Annotated in this window: 17 protein-coding genes; 13 read left to right on the top strand and 4 right to left on the bottom strand. The window is 68.1% G+C overall.

Annotated elements, in window-relative coordinates; genetic code table 11:
- The 4 genes from MEICH_RS29980 to MEICH_RS0103025 all read left to right on the top strand — a co-directional run.
- Window positions 1–1065 (top strand): glycoside hydrolase family 38 C-terminal domain-containing protein (locus MEICH_RS29980; protein ID WP_036218227.1); only part of this gene is annotated, 1065 nt, incomplete at its 5' end.
- Window positions 1062–2186, top strand: coding sequence for an N-acetylglucosamine-6-phosphate deacetylase (nagA, locus tag MEICH_RS0103035; RefSeq protein ID WP_027891386.1), 1125 nt, complete (start codon window positions 1062–1064; stop codon window positions 2184–2186). The genes MEICH_RS29980 and nagA, both read left to right, overlap by 4 nt.
- Entirely contained in the window at window positions 2125–3171 is a 1047-nt protein-coding gene (locus MEICH_RS0103030; protein WP_036218224.1) for an SIS domain-containing protein, read from the top strand. The genes nagA and MEICH_RS0103030 overlap by 62 nt, the downstream gene beginning before the upstream one ends.
- A gap of 47 nt (window positions 3172–3218) precedes the next feature.
- Window positions 3219–3446 (top strand): hypervirulence associated TUDOR domain-containing protein, encoded by a 228-nt coding sequence (locus MEICH_RS0103025; RefSeq protein WP_027891384.1) that lies wholly within the window; start codon window positions 3219–3221, stop codon window positions 3444–3446.
- 174 nt (window positions 3447–3620) lie between these two features.
- On the opposite strand, the gene MEICH_RS23360 is transcribed toward MEICH_RS0103025, so the two are convergent.
- Window positions 3621–4100 carry an SMI1/KNR4 family protein gene (locus tag MEICH_RS23360; RefSeq protein ID WP_051303867.1) on the bottom strand — a complete coding sequence of 160 codons (480 nt, stop codon included), beginning with the start codon at window positions 4098–4100 and terminating at the stop codon, window positions 3621–3623.
- A 293-nt stretch (window positions 4101–4393) separates the two neighbouring features.
- The gene (locus MEICH_RS30405; protein ID WP_275052615.1) at window positions 4394–4921 is read right to left on the bottom strand and encodes an HIT family protein; all 528 of its coding nucleotides are present in this window, start codon (window positions 4919–4921) and stop codon (window positions 4394–4396) included.
- Between MEICH_RS30405 and tnpA the strand changes: the two genes are divergently transcribed.
- Both tnpA and MEICH_RS0103005 read left to right on the top strand, forming a co-directional pair.
- On the top strand, window positions 4859–5266 hold the full coding sequence (tnpA, locus tag MEICH_RS0103010) for an IS200/IS605 family transposase (protein ID WP_027891383.1): 408 nt from the start codon (window positions 4859–4861) through the stop codon (window positions 5264–5266). The genes MEICH_RS30405 and tnpA overlap by 63 nt on opposite strands.
- 9 nt (window positions 5267–5275) lie before the next feature.
- Window positions 5276–6457 carry an RNA-guided endonuclease InsQ/TnpB family protein gene (locus tag MEICH_RS0103005; protein WP_027891382.1) on the top strand — a complete coding sequence of 394 codons (1182 nt, stop codon included), beginning with the start codon at window positions 5276–5278 and terminating at the stop codon, window positions 6455–6457.
- A gap of 508 nt (window positions 6458–6965) precedes the next feature.
- Here the strand turns inward: MEICH_RS0103005 and MEICH_RS0103000 are convergent.
- Window positions 6966–8141: an alanyl-tRNA editing protein gene (locus MEICH_RS0103000; RefSeq protein ID WP_027891381.1), complete on the bottom strand. Its 1176-nt coding sequence runs from the start codon at window positions 8139–8141 to the stop codon at window positions 6966–6968.
- A gap of 115 nt (window positions 8142–8256) precedes the next feature.
- Between MEICH_RS0103000 and MEICH_RS0102995 the strand changes: the two genes are divergently transcribed.
- From MEICH_RS0102995 to folE, 7 genes are all read left to right on the top strand, one after another.
- On the top strand, window positions 8257–9681 hold the full coding sequence (locus tag MEICH_RS0102995; RefSeq protein ID WP_027891380.1) for a molybdopterin-dependent oxidoreductase: 1425 nt from the start codon (window positions 8257–8259) through the stop codon (window positions 9679–9681).
- A gap of 252 nt (window positions 9682–9933) precedes the next feature.
- Window positions 9934–10965 carry a M42 family metallopeptidase gene (locus MEICH_RS0102990; protein WP_027891379.1) on the top strand — a complete coding sequence of 344 codons (1032 nt, stop codon included), beginning with the start codon at window positions 9934–9936 and terminating at the stop codon, window positions 10963–10965.
- Between the two features lie 246 nt (window positions 10966–11211).
- Window positions 11212–13392, top strand: a complete 2181-nt coding sequence (locus tag MEICH_RS0102985) for a hypothetical protein (protein ID WP_157202588.1) — start codon at window positions 11212–11214, stop codon at window positions 13390–13392.
- A 210-nt stretch (window positions 13393–13602) separates the two neighbouring features.
- A complete protein-coding gene (locus MEICH_RS0102980) occupies window positions 13603–14427 on the top strand; it encodes a CDP-alcohol phosphatidyltransferase family protein (RefSeq protein WP_027891377.1) in 825 nt (274 codons plus the stop codon).
- Complete coding sequence (locus MEICH_RS0102975; protein ID WP_027891376.1) at window positions 14385–14819, top strand: NUDIX domain-containing protein; 435 nt, start codon at window positions 14385–14387, stop codon at window positions 14817–14819. The genes MEICH_RS0102980 and MEICH_RS0102975 overlap by 43 nt, the downstream gene beginning before the upstream one ends.
- A complete protein-coding gene (gene tmpR / locus MEICH_RS0102970; RefSeq protein WP_027891375.1) occupies window positions 14816–15535 on the top strand; it encodes a bifunctional dihydropteridine reductase/dihydrofolate reductase TmpR in 720 nt (239 codons plus the stop codon). The genes MEICH_RS0102975 and tmpR overlap by 4 nt, the downstream gene beginning before the upstream one ends.
- A 55-nt stretch (window positions 15536–15590) precedes the next feature.
- A complete protein-coding gene (folE, locus tag MEICH_RS0102965) occupies window positions 15591–16196 on the top strand; it encodes a GTP cyclohydrolase I FolE (protein ID WP_027891374.1) in 606 nt (201 codons plus the stop codon).
- A 355-nt stretch (window positions 16197–16551) separates the two neighbouring features.
- Here the strand turns inward: folE and MEICH_RS0102960 are convergent.
- Window positions 16552–16773: hypothetical protein (locus tag MEICH_RS0102960; RefSeq protein WP_027891373.1), on the bottom strand; the 222-nt coding region annotated here is incomplete at its 5' end.

Here is a 16773-nt window from a genome sequence, read left to right as displayed (position 1 = left end):
GAGCCCGCGCCGCCGGCGGGCGAAGGGGGGGTGGCGGTGCTGGGCACGGTGCTGGAGAACGCCCACCTGCGGGTCAAGGTCTCCCAGGACGGCACCCTCTCGGCCTTCTTCGACAAGGACCACCAGCGCAAGGTGCTGGCCGGGCGGGGCAACCAACTGTGGGCCTACACCGACGTGCCGCGCTTCTGGGAAGCCTGGGACGTGGACGCGAGCTACGAGGCCGAGGGCCAGGAACTGGAAGCCGCCCAGGTGCGGGTGCTCGAGTCCGGCCCGGTGCGGGCGGGCATCCGGGCCGAATACCGGCTGGGCGGGTCGCGCCTGGAGCAGACCTACTGGCTGTGGGCGGGCTCGAGGCGGCTCGAGGTCGAGACCGTCGCCCACTGGCAGGAGCGGCGCACCCTGCTGCGGGCGCTGTTCCCGCTGGCGGTGCGCTCGCACGAGGCCCACTACGAGACCGCCTTCGGCGCGGTGGCCCGCCCCACCCACGCCAACACCTCCTGGGACGCGGCCCGCTTCGAGGTCCCGGCCCTGCGCTGGGCCGACCTCAGCGAGGCGGGCTACGGGGTGAGCCTGCTCAACGACGCCAAGTACGGCCACAGCGCGCGGGGTAACGTGCTGGGCCTGTCGCTGCTGCGCGGGGGCATCTGGCCCGACCCCTACGCCGACGTGGGCGAGCACCGCTTCAGCTACGCGCTCTACCCCCACGCGGGCGACTGGCGCGCGGGCACCGTGGCCGAGGCCGAGGCGCTCAACGCGCCGCTGCTCGCGGTGCAGGGCGGCGGGGGCACAGGCCCGGCCCAGGGCCGCTTCCTGCGCCTGGAGACCCCCCACCTGCGCCTGTCGGCGCTCAAGCGGGCCGAGGACGGCGACGGCTACGTGCTGCGGCTCTACGAGGCCCACGGGGCGCGGGGCGAGGCCCTGCTCGACCTCTCGCCGCTGAAGGCGGGGCGGGTGAGCCGGGTGAACCTGCTGGAAGAAGGCCAGGAAGCCCTGAGCCTGGAGGGCGGCGTGCTGCGGCTGAGCTACCGGCCCTACGAGGTGATCAGCCTGAGGTTGAGATCATGAACGAGTTGCGAGGCATTGTGGTGACCCCCGAGGGCGCGCGGCCCGGCCTGTTGCGCTTCGGGGAGCGGCTCGAGGCCGTCGAGTCCCTGCCGGAAGCGCCCCAGCGCTACCTGCTGCCCGGCTGCCTCGACCTGCACGTGCACGGCGGCGACGGCGCCGACTCGATGGACGGCGAGGCCGCCGTGCGGCAACTGGCCCGCTTCCACGCCCGCAACGGTACCACCGCGTTGCTGGCCACCACCGTCACCGCCCCCCTCCCCGACATCGAGGCGGCGCTGGCGGGCATCAACGCGGTGGTCGAGCGGCCCGGCCCCGGCGAGGCGCGGGTGCTGGGGGTGCACCTCGAGGGCCCCTTCATCAACCCCGACAAGCTCGGCGCCCAGCCGCCCTACGCCATCCCCCCCGACCTGGAGCTGATGCGCCGCTGGCTGGGCCTGGCCCCCATCAAGGTGGTCACGCTGGCCCCCGAGCTGCCGGGCGCCCTGGGGCTCATCCGCTTCCTCAGCGAGCAGGGCGTGCGGGTGCAGATCGGGCACACCCTCGCCACCTACGCCCAGGCCCTGGAGGCGTTCGAGGCGGGCGTCGCCTCCTTCACCCACTGCTTCAACGCCATGACCCCCCTGCGCCACCGCGAGCCCGGCGTGGCGGGGCTGGCGCTGGAGCGCGCCCGGCGAGCCGAGTTCATCACCGACGGGCTGCACGTCCACCCCGCGGTGGTGCGGGCCTCCTGGAAGGCCATCCCCGAGCCCTACGTCGTCACCGACGCGGTGGCGGCGGCCGGGATGCCCGAGGGCCCCTACCACATGGGGCGGCACCGGGTGATCAAGCGCGGCGACGGGGTCTACCTCGACGACGGCGTCACCCTGGCCGGCAGCGCCCTCACCACCGGGCAGGCCATCCGTAATCTGGTGGACTGGGGCTACAGCCTCCCCGAGGCGGTGCGGGCCACCTCCGCCACCCCGGCCCGCTACCTGGGCCTGGGCGAGCGCGGCCACCTGCAGCCGGGAGCCTGCGCCGACATCCTCGTGCTCAACGCCAATCTGGAGGTCGAAGAAGTCTATGTCCAGGGCCAACGAATCCAAGATGTACCGCGAGGCGCTCCAAGCACCCACCGTAGTTGAACGCCTGCTGCGCGAGAACCGCGGCGAGGTCGAGTCGCTGGCAGGCTACCTGCGCCGCAACCCCCCGCCCTTCGCCCTCACCGTCGCCCGCGGCAGCTCCGACCACGCCGCGCTCTACGGCAAGTACCTCCTCGAGAGCCTGCTGGGCGTGGTGGTCTCGAGCGCCACCCCCTCGGTCACCACGGTCTACGGGGCCAGCCTCGCGCTCAACAAGGCCCTTGTGGTCGCGGTCTCGCAGTCGGGGGAGAGCCCGGACCTGCTCGAGGTCGCCCGCCAGGCCCGCCGCGGCGGGGCGCTCACGGTGGCCTTCGTCAACAAGGAGGCCTCGCCGCTGGCCAAGACCTGCGAGGTTGTGCTGCCGCTGTGGGCCGAGACCGAGGAGGCGGTGGCCGCGACCAAGAGCTACCTGGCGACCCTGGCCGCCCTAGCCCAGCTCGTGGCCTACTGGGCCGACGACAAGGGCCTCAAGGACGCCCTCGCCCTGCTCCCCGAGGCCATGCACCAAGCCGCCGAGGCCGACTGGAGCGCCGGGCTCGAGCCCCTGGCCGAGTGCGACAACGGGCTGGTGGTGGGGCGGGGCTACGCCTTCGCCGTCGCCAACGAGCTCGCGCTCAAGCTCAAGGAGACCAGCGCCCTGCACGCCGAGGCCATGTCCGGCGCCGAACTGCTGCACGGCCCGGTGGCCCTGGTGGAGCCCGGCTTCCCGCTGCTGGTGCTCGTCCCGCGCGACCGGCCCCTGCCGGGCATGCTCGAGCTGCTGCAGGCCCTGCGCACCAAGGGCGGCCACCTGCTGGTGGCCTCCTCCGAGGCCGAAGCCCTCGAGCTCGCCCACACCCCCCTCCCCCTCCCCACCCGCCTGCACCCCGTCCTCGACGGCATCCTGCTGGCCCAGGCCTTCTACCCCTTCGCCGCCCACCTCTCCTTCGCCCGCGGCTTCAACCCCGACGCCCCGCGCAACCTCTCCAAGGTGACGCGCACCCGGTAAAGCCCGGCTTCAGCCCAGCCTCAAGGCCCGGTGCTAGCTTGCAGGGCATGAAGGTGTTCCAGGTGGGCGACCGGGTGCAGTGGTCCTGGGGAGAAGGTGAGGCGGTGGGGGTCATCCAGGAGATCATCAAGGAGCCGATCACCCTCGAGCTGCGCGGGACCATGGTCCGCTGCGAGGGCTCGGAGGAAGACCCCGCCTTCCTGATCCGCCAGGACGACGGCGACGAGTTGGTCAAGCGCTCGAGCGAGGTCGAGCACGTCACGCGTACGGATTGACGCTGATAGCCGGTGGCTGAACGCCCAACGCCGAACGCAAAACGCCGAACGCAAAACGCCGAACGCGTCAATACTTGGAGTTTCTTAAGACGATCCGGTTGCAGCGCTGTAGGCGAGATAAACCCTCCTCGTGAACGGGGAGAGCGAGCGGATCGGCCCTACCTATGCCGGAAGTCACTCACCCTTTTCTAGCGCTTCTTGCGCCTTTATCTCGTCATCGACAGCATTTGACAGCCACCGGGAGAAACAAGGAAAAACCTCCTTCGGCTCTGACTCCCCTTCTAAGTAGTGAAGAACAGGGGGGTCATCCCCTGCTAAAGCGTCGAAAAACAAGAACTGATAACCTTGGTGAACGGCGAAGACAAAATGCCGGCTCGATAGCCTGAACGGTGCATTGTCCGTTTCCAGCAAGTCTTCAGCTTCACTACGCAACTGCTTCAGGGTCGCAAAGAGGAAGTCTGTGCCGATTAGAAAAGTTCCGGCGGATTTCCCCAACCGCTCGAGGAAATATCTATACGCTTCAGGCAACTGAATGCCGAAGAACTCCTCTAATTCATTCACCTCCTCCTCAGAGCAGCCGCACATGAAGTCGCGTGGTGCCAGACCTGATTCAACAAGCCGTTTCACCGCTTGGTCGATCTCTGTCACGCCCATCAATCCTCATTAGACCTTATTTATACCGGATTCAAAAAGATAATCATCCGATCCGAAGAGCCCGGAGGCTATCTTTTTGAATCCTAGAGCACTCCCTTCGGTCGGGTTAGTTCGTCACCGTTCGGTGACGAACTAACCGAATCTGGTATTAGGCCTTGGCCGGTCGGGTTCCCGCATTTTCTGAGGGGGCTTAAAAAGAAGAACGGGCTTCTCGCCCGCTGATGGAGATAATTATAGCACCTCATGCAAATATGTAAAGTGATATGCACGAAGCGGGCCAGGGGACGGGAAAATCACCGCTTCCGGGACAGGAATTCGCGCAGCTTGCGGGCGTAGGGCAGGCGCTCCTCGAGGGTGGTGTCGCGGCGGTAGGGCGAGAGCAGGTAGAGGTCGTCGCCCTCCCAGCGGGGGAAGACGTGGAGGTGGTAGTGCCAGACCTCCTGGAAGCCGGCGGGCTCGTTGTGCTGGCGGGTGGAGACGCCGTGGCAGCCGTGGACGGCCTTCATCGCCAGGGCGACCTCCCTCGAGGCCGCGTGGACGGCGGCGCCGTACTCGAGCGGCAGGTCGTAGAGGTTCTCGTAGCGGGGGTTGGGCACGACGAGGACGTGGCCGGGGTTGTTGGGCCACCAGCCCAGCGCGACGAAGGCCGTGACCGAATAAGCCGCGCAAGCCCCTGCCTTCAGGCATGGGGTGAGCGGTTTGCGCTCTGAAAGAGCGCTGCGTGGACGTAGATAGCTCTTTGCTGTATAATAGTCGCAGTGAAGCGCTACCCCGTTCAGTACAAGCAAAACAAAAACATCGTGTACTCTTCCAAGTACCACATTGTCTTCTGCCCCAAGTACCGCCGTCCGGTGCTGGTGGGGGCGGTGGCGGATAGGTTGCGGGAGATACTGAACGAGATATGCGCCGAACGCAGGTGCGAGCTTTTCCAGATGGAGGTGATGCCCGACCACGTGCATCTGTTGCTGGAGGTAGACCCTCAGTTCGGGGTGCATCGTTTGGTCAGGTTGCTCAAAGGGCGTTCCAGCCGCCAACTCCGGCAGGAGTTCCCGCACCTCAAAAGCCGCTTGCCTACCCTTTGGACAAACAGCTACTTTTTGAGCACGGTGGGCGGCGCTCCGTTGGCGGTCATCAAGCGCTACATCGAGAACCAGAGAAACGTCTAGCCATTAGCCATGCTGAAAGCCTTCGCCTACCGCATCTACCCCACCAAGCCTCAACTGAAGGACTTGGAGGAGCACCTGAACCGCACCCGCGAGCTGTACAACGCGGCGTTGCAAGAGCGGCGGGATGCCTACAAAAAGACGGGGGGGTCGGTCACGGCGTTTGAGCAGATGCGCTCTTTGGTCGAGGTCAAAGAGGGGCGCCCCGAATACCGCCGCATCCACGCCCACGTGCTGCAAGGGGTCATCACCCAACTCGACCGGGCCTTTCAGGGTTTCTTTCGCCGGGTCAAGGCGGGCGAGAAGGCGGGTTACCCGCGCTTCAAGAGCAAAGACCGCTGGAACTCCTTCCACTTCAAGCAGGTCTGGGACAATAGCCGGGACAACTGGTTTGGCCCCGGCAAGCCGGTGGGCTCCAACCGCATCCGCCTGCCCAACATCGGGGACGTGCGCATCAAATGGCATCGCCCCCTGGTCGGACGGCCCAAGACCCTCACCATCAAGCGCGATGGGGAGCACTGGTACGCGGTGTACGTCTGTGAGGTCGAGCCCACACCCCTGCCTCCTGCGGGAGGGGAGGTGGGGATAGACCTGGGTACCAGCCCCAACTTCCTCGTCACTTCGAACGGTGGGTTGGTCCCGGCCCCCAAATACTACCGGGTCACCGAGCGCAAGCTGAGGCGACAGCAGCGGGTCGTGTCCAGGCGCAAGCGGGGCAGTAGCGGTAGAAAGAAAGCCGTCGCCGCCCTCAAGCGCCTGCACCGCAAGGTGCGAAACCAGCGAAAAGACTTCCACCACAAAACCGCCCGCAAACTCCTGGAGGCCAACGATGTCGTCTACCACGAGAACTTGAGCGTCAAAGCCATGTCCCGCTCCCGCCTGTCCAAGAGCATCCTGGACATGGGCTGGGGGCAGTTCTTGAACATCCTCTACGGCAAAGCGGCGGAGGCTGGCCGTAGGGTCGTCGGCGTCAATCCGGCATACACCTCTCAGATATGTAGCGGCTGCGGCCATGTCCAGAAAGTGCCTATCGGCAAGCCCTACGAATGCGGGGCTTGCGGTTTGGTCATCCACCGGGACGTAAACGCGGCGCTGAACATCCTGAGAATGGGGCAGGGCTTGCCCCTGGGCGAGAGCGATGAGGTTGCTCATGCTCGTAGACCCCAGAAGCCCCCGGCTTTAGCCGTGGGGTAAGTCACCTTGTCGTTTTGCAGCACGATGTCCTCGGGCTGGCTGCGGGCGCCACGCCCGCCCCGCACCAGTTCGCAGAGCGGTTCCCACGAATACCCCGCACGGGGTAATACCCGATTCGGTCCGTTCGTCACCGAACGGTGACGCCGCCCCGCCAAGGCGGGGCGGCCGGCCGAAGTTATCCGCGTAGCGGAGGGCGATACCGCCCCTTGGAAGGGAGACGCTTTCTTCGCCGGCCGTCAGGGAGGGGTGGGCTCTAGGATCCAAAAAGACAGCCTCCAGGGTTCTGGGTTGGATGATTATCTTTTTGAATCCGGTATAAAACACCCGCCGATCCCGGCGGGTGTTTGTGGGAAACGCGAGCAAAAAGGGCAGAAGTAGCCGGGGGGCTCGTGGTTGTACATCCCTATCGCGCCCTTCACTCGCGTTGCGTCCTGTCCCGGACGCAACTGCCCCGACCCTGACCCCAAGCCTTAGACGGCTGCATGGCCTAAACCCCGTGAAGAGTACCCTAAGCCTTCCCCTCCGCCACCGCCCGGCGGAAGGCGTCGAGCGCGTCGTGCACGGCCCCGGCGGGCAAGATGCCCATCACGGTGTCGATGCCGCCGCCGCGCGCGCCCAGCGGTTGCAGCACCTCCTTGAAGAAGGCGGGCAGGGGGGTGGGGTGCTCGAGGTGCTTCACCAGCACGAAGCGGGCCCTGTCCTCGCCGGGGGCCACCAGCAGGGCCAGGGTGCCGGGCCACTCGGCCAGGCGCTTGCCCACCGCCTCCAGGACCACCGTGGGCACCAGCGTGGCGATCTTGTGGTCGGGGTGCTCGGCCAGCAGGTCGCGCATGTAGCGCTCGGCCAGTTCGTCGCGCAGCGCGGCGTTCTCGCCCTTGAGCTTGTAGAACTCGTCCCGCAGGTTGGCGATGGGCTTCTCGACCTCGAGCCCCTGGGTGCTGAAGCGCTCGCCCAGCCGCGTGAGCACGGCGTGCTCCTGGGAGAAGAGCTCGAGCGCCTCCCACCCGGCGCTGAAGTAGACGCGGGTGCCGCCCTTGTAGCGCTCGAACTTGAGCACCTTGATGGGCCCGGCCTCGCCGGTGCGCGCGAGGTGGGTGCCCCCGCAGGCCACCAGGTCCCAGCCCTCGACCTCGACGATGCGGATGCGCCCCGAGACCTTGGGGGCGCGGCGCAGGGGGTACTTCCCCAGCTCGTCCTCCTCGACGAAGAAGGTGCGGGTGGGGGCGTTGGCGTAGACGGCCCAGTTCGCCAGGGCCTCGGCCTGCTGCACCACGGCGGCGTCGGGCTCGGCGGCGAAGTCGAGGGTGCAGACGGGGCTGTTCATGTTGACGGCCTGGATCTCCCAGCCCCCTGCCCGCAAGAAAGCCTGGCAGAGCACGTGCTCGGCGGTGTGGCGCTGCATGTGGCGGTAGCGGCGGGCCCAGTCGAGCTCGCCCGTCACCTCGGCGCCCTCGGGGAGGGGGGCCTCGAGCAGGTGCACGACGTCGCCCTTGGCCTTGCCCTCCTCGAGCACCTCCAGCACCCGCACCCCGCCCAGCGTCCCGGTGTCGCAGGGCTGGCCCCCGGCGTTGGGGTAGAAGAGGGTGCGGTCGAGCACCGCGAAATGCTTCTTGCCCTCGCTCCAGGCCCGCACCACGCGGGCGCTGAAGGCACTCTCGTAGGGGTGTTCCCAGTACAGACGCACGGGTTTAGTCTAGCGGTCTTTGGTCGGCGGCCCTACCGTCGGGCCCAGGGTTCAGGCGGAAGATGGGGTATCCGTCCGGCGCACGGGTTGCGTACGGAAGGGCAGAGGTGGAGCGATGAAGCGCAGCGATTGGACGTGGGGGCTCACCGCCGGGCTGGCGCTCGGCCTGCTGGGCCTGGCTTTGCGGGGGGCGGGGGTGGCGTACCCGCTCGAGGGCCTCTTCGCGCAGATCACCTACGCGCTGGGCACCCCGGCGGTGTTCAACCTGCTGCACGGGCTCTTCGGCTACGGCGAACTGGCGAAGAACCTGGCCTTCGCGGGCACCGCGCTGGCCTGGCTGCTGGCGCACCCCTTGCTGTGGTGGGCCGCCCGGCGCTCCCTGCCCCTGGGCCTGGGGCTGGCCTTCGCGGCCTACGCCGCGAGCGCGTATGCCCTGCCCGGCGGGTGGCTGGCTGCCGGGCTCTACGCCCTGATTTTCGCCGGGCTGGTGCGGGTTCTGCGCCGCAGGCCCAGGGCACCGGCCCCGGCGCCCGACCCCGCCCGCCGGGAGAGCCTCCGGACGCTGGCGCTGCTGGCGGCGGGGCTGGCGCTGTGGGGGCAGGTCAGGGCGCAGGCCAGGGCGGCGTGGGACAAGATCGCGGGGCTGTGGCCCGAGCAGATCGGCCAGTCGCGGCTCTACGTGGTCTCCAAGAACCCGGCCTTCCTCGACCCCGACCTCCGCGGCAAGCCCTACGCGCTCGAGGTCACCGGGTTGGTGGGGCAGCCCCTGACCCTCGACCTCGAGGCCCTCAAAGCCCTGCCCAGCGCCGACCTCGTCCACACCATGACCTGCATCTCCAACCCGGTGGGCGGCGACCTGATCGGCTGCGTGAAGTGGCGCGGGGTGCCGCTCAAGGCGCTGCTGGACAAAGCCGGCGTCAAGCCCGAGGCCAGGTTCATCGTCTGGGAGGCCGCCGACCGCTACACCGAGTCCATCGCCCTCACCGAACTGCCCGCCGAGGCCCTGCTGGCCTACGCCGCCGAAAACCCCCAGGGCGGCAAGTTCGAGGACCTCGAGCCCAGGCACGGCTACCCCACCCGCGTCCTGCTGCCGGGCCGCTACGGCATGAAGCAGCCCAAGTGGCTCACCCGCATCACCCTCACCGACAAGGAAACCACCGGCTACTGGGCCCAGCGCGGCTGGAGCCGGAGCGCCGTGATCCGCACCATGAGCCGCATCGACACCCCCAAGCGGAACGCCCGCCTCAAGGCCGGGGAGGAAACCTTCGTCGCGGGCATCGCCTACGCCGGCGGGAGGGCGCTCGAGCGCGTGGAAGTCTCGCTCGACGGCGGCAAGACCTGGCAAAAAGCCGAACTGCGCCCACCCCGCGCCAAGTACGCCTGGCAACAGTGGGCCCTGCCCTGGAAGCCCGAAAAAGGCGACCACACCCTGCAGGTGCGGGCCGTAGAGGTAGGCGAGCGCGCCCAAGACCCCACCGCACGCGAGCCGCTGCCGGACGGGGCCACCGGGTATCACACGGTGAGAGTGCGGGCGGGTTGAAACTGAAACGGGTCGGTAGTAGCCAGCTATCAGCCGTCAGCGGTCAGCTTGTGGCTCGTGGTTACCCCTCCCCTTCCCTCCCCGCCGGCGGGGAGGGTTTATCCCCCCTAACCCCCCTTGCTAAGGGGGGGCAAAGAAGGGGCGTTTGGCGTCTTGCGTATTGCGTTTAGCTATCAGCTATGGGCTATCGACTATCGACCATCGACCAACTTTGACCCTCCCCCGAGCCCTCGAGCCATTACAATTCCTGCCGTGCGTCTAAATCTCGATCTGCTCAAACGTCTTTCGGAAGTGGCGGGCATCCCGGGTTGGGAAGACCGCGTGCGGGAACTGGTGCTGGCCGAGCTCGAGGGCCTGGTGGACGAGGTGCGCACCGACGCGCTGGGCAACCTGATCGCCCGAAGGAAGGGCAAGGGGCCGCGGGTGATGGTGGCGGCCCACATGGACGAGATCGGCTTTTACGTGCGGCACGTGGACGCCAAGGGCTTTCTGCGGGTGCAGAACGTGGGGGGCTTCGACACGCGCAACCTCTTCGCCCGCCAGGTGACCGTGCACACCGCCGGCGGCGACCTGCCGGGCCTGATGAACCCGGCCGGCAAGCCCATCCACATCTCCACCCCCGAGGAGCGCAACAAGATCCCCACCGTGGCCGACTTCTTCGTGGACGTGGGCTTGAGCGCCGAGGAGGTGAAGGCGCGGGTGAAGGTGGGCGACCCGGTGACGCTGCGCCAGGAGGGTATGCGGCTGGGCAAGTTCTTCACCGGCAAGGCCATGGACGACCGCGCCAGCGTGTTCGTGCTGCTCGAGGCCCTGCGCCTGCTCAAGGGCAAGAAGCTCGCCTGCGACCTCTACGCGGTGTTCACCACCCAGGAGGAGGTGGGGCTGCGCGGGGCCCTCACCAGCGCCTACGGCGTGGAGCCCGAGGTGGGCATCGCCCTCGACGTGACGTTGGCCGTAGACCTCCCCGACCTGCTCTCCCACCACTACGTGACCGAGGCGGGCAAGGGCGTCGCCATCAAGGTCATGGACTCCTCCGCCATCTCCGACCGTGGCCTGGTGCGCCAGTTCGTCGAGCTGGCCGAGAAGAAGAAGATCCCCTACCAGATGGAGGTGCTTCCCCTGGGCGGCACCGACGCCGGGGCCATGCAGCGCAGCCGCGCCGGGGTGCCCAGCCTCACCCTCTCCATCCCCACCCGCTACGTCCACACCGTCACCGAAGCCGTGCACACCGACGACCTCGAGGCCACGGCGGCGCTGCTGACGGCGTATCTACAAGGGAAGTAGCCGGGCCGAAAACGGCGCTTCGAGAGGTTCGCCGCCGTGCCCCTGCGGCCGGCGCGCTACGGCCCCGATTTCCGTTAAGCCTGCCGTTATGGGCGGGCTTCGGCCCTTTAACGAGCGCCGGCGAGGAGGGGCGGAGGCGCTGGGTTTGGGGGAACTCGGGGTGCGGGCGCGGGCGTGACCTCGAGCCATAACGCTGTAACGCTCTTACCCGGCGGCCTTCGGGTTTGCAGTACCCTCAACCTTAGTATGAAAAGATCGATTTGGCTCACCCCATTGGTGCTGGTCCTGGCGGCCTGCCCCGGCCCGGGCCCGGCTAAAGTCGCCTGCAAGCCGTACCCTGCGGCCAACTTCCCCCAGGATTCCTACAGCGATTCGCGGCCGGTGGGCGGGGTGAGGGGCACCTCGAGCCCCGAAGGCACCCCCCGCCTGGTCACCGACGAGGAGCAGGCGGGCCCCGCCAAGGGCCGCATGAGCATCGACAACTGCTCCTTGCGGATGCCCCCGCTGCTCAACCCCGCCTTCGGGCGCATGGGCGTGGCCTACGGCCCCGTGGACCGCCAGAACGGCAAGGTGATCCACTTCCGCCTGACCGCGGGCGACGTGCAGGAGGAGAACAGCCTGACCTTCGGCGGCTTCAACTCGGCCAACCCCGCCACGCCCCTGGTGGGCTCCAACGCCATGCTGCTGCGCAACTTCAACCAGCAGGGCGGCACCTTCGACCTGGGCTCCAGGAGTGGGGCCATGGAGACCGGGCTGCCGCAGTTCCAGACCCAGATCGACGCCTACGTGATCCTGCGCGAGCGTGGGGCGATCTACCTGGTGGACGGGCTGGCGGGCGGCTACTACGCGTCGCTGCCCTCGGCCAGCGTGATCGGGCTCGACCAGAGCCTCACCACCGACGTCTCGCCCCAGGTCTACCCCGGGGTGCACAGCGCCAGCCCGGCCGACTCCCACCGCATCCACCACTTCCAGGTGCGCGACATCGCCGCGTGGCAGAACTGGTACGCCACCGCCCACGCCGCCGACCGGCTCACCGGCGGCGGGGCGCTGGGCACGGCGGAGAAGGGCGGGACCTGGGCGGTGACGGGCAACCTCAGCTCCACGGCCGACGGGGCCACCGCCGACGCCGGGGGCGCCCTGGCCTTCCTCGACCCCGGCGCCCCCTCGCAGGTGCTGGGCCTGACCGTGAAGACCGGCAGCAACCCCCAGGGCGTGGGGCTCATCTTCCGCGCCAACAAGGACGGCAGCGGCGTCTACACCAGCTACTACGAGCTGTTCATCTCCACCACCGAGTACGAGCTCGTGCGCGTGAGCGGCGCGACCCGCACCCGGATCGCCTTCGGCAACACGGCCAGCCAGTTGCTGCCCAAGAACGCCACGGCCTACCTCCAGGTCATCGACAGCGGCCCCAAGGACACCCGCTTCAGCGCCGGGGGGCGCATCCGCTTCCTCCTCGACGAGAAGGAACTCCTGAGCATCGACGCGCCGGCCAACAACTTCAGCAACGAAGACAACAACGCCAGCGCGGGCTTCACAGGCGTGGGCTTCCGCATCGCCCCGGGGAGTGCCGGGGGCACGGCGGTGAGCTACTTCGAGGCCCACCCGCGCACCATCACCCTGCCCGCCGAGCTGCTGCTGCGCGAGGAGGAGGCCCCGCTCGAGGACACCGGCAACGTGGTGGTGGCCTCCGACGACTTCAGCGGGGAGTTCCGCGAGCTCGCCGGCCGCAAGACCCCGGTGGGCGGGCTGGTCTGGGAGAAGAAGGCCAGCCGCAACCCCGAGGAGTACCTGGCTGTCGACGGCAACGGCTACGTCACCGCCTTCCCCACCTCCCTCAACGGCAGCCGGGGCAACTTCCTGCTCTACGGCCTGCCCTGGCCCAGCCAGTACAGGAACTTCGCCAGCCTCGAGGCCACCATCGTCCCCCCCGGCAGCGGCGTGCTGCGCCGGGAAGGGGAGGTGCTGGGCGTGGGGCAACAGACGTGCTCGGGCTTCGACGCCGACAACCCCTCGAGGAAGCACCGCCTGCGCGCCGGGCTGCTGCTGTGGCAGGACAAGGACAACTACGTCCTGCTGCGCGGCTTCATGGACGAGTCGCAGTCGGACGCCTCCGAGGTCGAGTGGCAGGTCCCCAGCCGCCCCGACTTCGCCCCCGTGGTGCGCCGCACCAACCTCAACGTCCGCTGGTGCCACGGCCAGCCCACCACGCTGCGCCTGAGCACCGACGGCGACCACATCACCTTGTGGGTCAAGGGCGTGGTGGGCGTGGGCGACCCCGACACCAAGTTCGAGCCGGTGCAGACCTTCCGCTGGACCGACCTCTTCCCCGACCGTCCTCCCCTGAGCATCAACATGGTGGGCCTGTACTTCTCCGAGGACGACACCGGCGCGCGCATCGACGGCTTCAAGGCTTCGGCGCGGAGGTAGGGCGGGGGGTCGGGGTTGAAGGCTGAGAGGTGTCGATGGTCGATAGCCAAACGCCCAACGCCCAACGCCGATAGCCCATAGCCCATAGCCGATAGCTGATAGCTGACGGCTTCCCCCTCCCCGCGTGCGGGGAGGGGTTCCTTTCACCACGAGCCACCCGTTCCCCGGCCATTTGCTTTCCGCGCGGCTTGCCCCAACAATCAGGGGCGTATGTCGCTCTCCTTCAGCGCCAGCCTCAAGGCCCGGCCGGTACAGGAATTCGTCAACCTGCTGTTCTTTCGGCCGCTGGCGTATGGGGTGGCGCGGGTGCTGTACCCTACGCCGGTCTCGCCCCCTATGCTGGTGCTGTTCCACACCCTGTTGGGGCTCGTTACCGCGTACTTCGTGGCCCTGCGGCCCGAGCTGGACTGGGTCTCGGCGCTGCTGCTGCAGCTCAAGACCGTGCTGGACAACGCCGACGGCCAACTGGCCCGGCTGCGCGACCAGGCCGACGAGATGGGCCGCTACCTCGACAGCGAGGCCGACCTGCTGGTCAACGTGGCGCTGTTCGGGGCGCTGGGGCTGCGCACGGGGGAGCCGTGGCTCAGCCTGGCGGGCTTCGCGGTGTTCACGCTGGTGCAGTCGTGGGACTTCAACGCCGAGTACCTGTACCGGGCGGCCCGGGGCGAGCCCTTCCGCCCGCCGGTGCGCGACCCCGACAGCCCCCTGCTGAGCCTGCTGCGGGGCATCTACGCCGTCTTCTACGCACCGCAGGACCGCTGGGTGCGGGGCCTCGAGCACGCCCTCTTCGCCCGGCTCACCCGGGGCGTGGACGAGGCGAGGAGGCAGAGGCTGGCGCTGGAGTGGTGGAACTTGTGGTCGGTGGCGGCGGTGGTCAACTTCGGCCTCACCAGCCAGTTCGTGTTCATGGGGTTGTTCCTGCTCTTCCACGAGCCTGGTAGCTACCTTACCTTCGTGCTGTTGCAGGGGGCATATCTTGGGTTGGTCTACCTATGGCGGATCCTGCGCTTGCTCAATATCCGATCCCGACCGTAGCGGCCTTGGTGCAGGGGCCCTCGGGGCGGGTGCTCTTGGTCAAGACCACCAAGTGGAAGGGCCTGTGGGGCGTCCCTGGGGGCAAGGTGGAGTGGGGGGAGAGCCTCGAGGCCGCCCTGCGCCGCGAGCTGCGCGAGGAGGTGGGCTTGGAGCTCGCCCACGTGCGGCTGGCCCTGGTCCAGGAGGCCATCTTCGACGAGCAGTTCCACAAGCCCGTGCACTTCCTGTTCTTCAACTACTTCGCGTCCTCGGCCTCGGAGGAGGTCACGCCCAACGAGGAGATCGCGGAGTGGGCCTGGGCCGACCTGCAGGGGGCCCGCCGCTACCCGCTCAACAGCTACACCCGGGTGCTGCTCGACGCCTACTTCGCCCAGAACGAGGTCCGCGGATGAGGGGCGAGCGCGTCGCGCTGGTGACGGGCTCGGCCCGGGGGATCGGGCGGGCGGTCCTGCTGGGCCTGGCCGAGCGCGGCTTCGCGGTGGCGGTGCACTACCGCAGCAGCGAGGCCGAGGCCGAGCGGACCCGCGCCGAGGCCGAGGCGCTGGGGGTGCGGGCGGTCAAGCTCAGGGCCGACGTGACCGACCTCGAGCAGGCCCGCTGCCTCGTCGAGCAGGCGGTGGGGCAGCTCGGCGGGCTGCACGTGCTGGTCAACAACGTGGGCGACTACCTCAAGAAGCCCGTCGAGGAGCTTACCGCCCGCGAGTGGCAGGCCCTGCTCGACTCCAACCTCAACGCGCCCTTCTACGTCACCCAGGCCGCGCTGCCCCACCTGCGGGCGGCGGGCTGGGGGCGGGTGGTCAACATCGGCTACGCGGGGGCGCACAACCTGGTGGCCCGCAGCAGCATCGCGCCCTACGCCATCGCCAAGACCGGGCTGATCCTCTACTCCAAGGCCCTGGCCGAGCGGGTGGCCCCCTGGGGCGTCACGGTCAACGTGGTCGCGCCCGGGGTGGCCGAGAACTCGGTGTCGCAGCCGCTCGAGGAGATCCCCATGGGCCGCGCCGCGCGGCTGGACGAGCTCGCCCGCGCGGTGCTGTTCTTCGTGGACGAGGGCTCGGCCTACCTCACCGGGCAGGTGCTCGAGGTCGCGGGGGGGTGGAACTTGTGAGGCGATCCAGGAACAAGTGTCCAAGCTACGTTCAAGTTTTGTATAAAGGAGCAACATGGGACGCATGATCGAAGTCGAGGACACCGGGCTCAGCTTCACCAGCGACATCGACATCGACCGCATGAGCGCCCTCGCGCTGGAGTGGCTCGAGCTCATCGGCGAGGACCCCCAGCGCGAGGGGTTGCTCAAGACCCCCGACCGCATGGCCAAGGCCTGGGCCTTCCTGACCAAGGGCTACCGGGAGAGCCTCGAGGAGATCGTCAATGGGGCGGTCTTCGAGGCCGAGGGCAGCGAGATGGTGGTGATCAAGGGCATCGAGTACTACTCCATGTGCGAGCATCATCTCCTGCCCTTCTTCGGCAAGGTGCACATCGGCTACATCCCCCGCAAGAAGATTTTGGGCCTGTCCAAGTTCGGCCGCATCACCGACATGTTCGCCCGCCGCCTGCAGGTGCAGGAGCGGCTGTCGGTGCAGATCGCCCAGGCCATCTGGGACCTCCTCGAGCCCGTCGGGGTGGGGGTGGTGGTCGAGGGGCAGCACATGTGCATGATGATGCGCGGGGTGGAGAAGCAGCACTCGAGCACGACCTCGAGCGCCATGCTGGGCAACTTCCGTGAGGACGCTAAGACGCGGGATGAGTTTTTGAGCTTGTTGCGGTAGTGGTGCTGATGGCTGATAGCCGATAGCAAAACGCAAGACGCAAAACGCAAGACGCCCTACTGCCCCCCTTAGCAAGGGGGGTTGGGGGGATACTCCCTCCCCGCGCGCGGGGAGGGAAGGGGAGGGGTCGTCACACCGGATTCAAAAAGATAATCATCCGATCCAAAGAGCCCCGGAGGCTATCTTTTTGAACCCCAGAGCACTCCCTTCGGTCGGCCGCCCCGCCTTGGCGGGGCGGCGTCACCGAACGGTGACGGACCAACCGAATCGGGTATCACAGCCTACAGGCCACACATCGCACCCGATGAAAAACCCCGGGTTGCCGGGGGCCCGGGGTCGTGGCTTTCTCGTGGCTTCAGTTCAGGGGGCAGCCGAGTTCGTTGGCGGCCTCGAGGCGGTTCTTGGTGGCCTCGTAGGAGCCGCTGTCGAAGGCCGCCTGGAACATGCTGATGACCTGGGCGGTGGTGTAGGGATAGTTCACGTCGGGGTTGGAGGCGTTGAGCAGCGCGGCCACGGCGTGCCGCATGAGCGCTTTGAGGCCGCCGCCGCCCTGCTGCAGGGCCTGGAGCAGCGTGAG

This window comes from Calidithermus chliarophilus DSM 9957 (assembly GCF_000430045.1).
GTDB lineage: Bacteria > Deinococcota > Deinococci > Deinococcales > Thermaceae > Calidithermus > Calidithermus chliarophilus.
The sequence above is the reverse complement of the archived record's forward strand: the minus strand, read 5'-3'. Positions and strand labels throughout refer to the sequence as shown.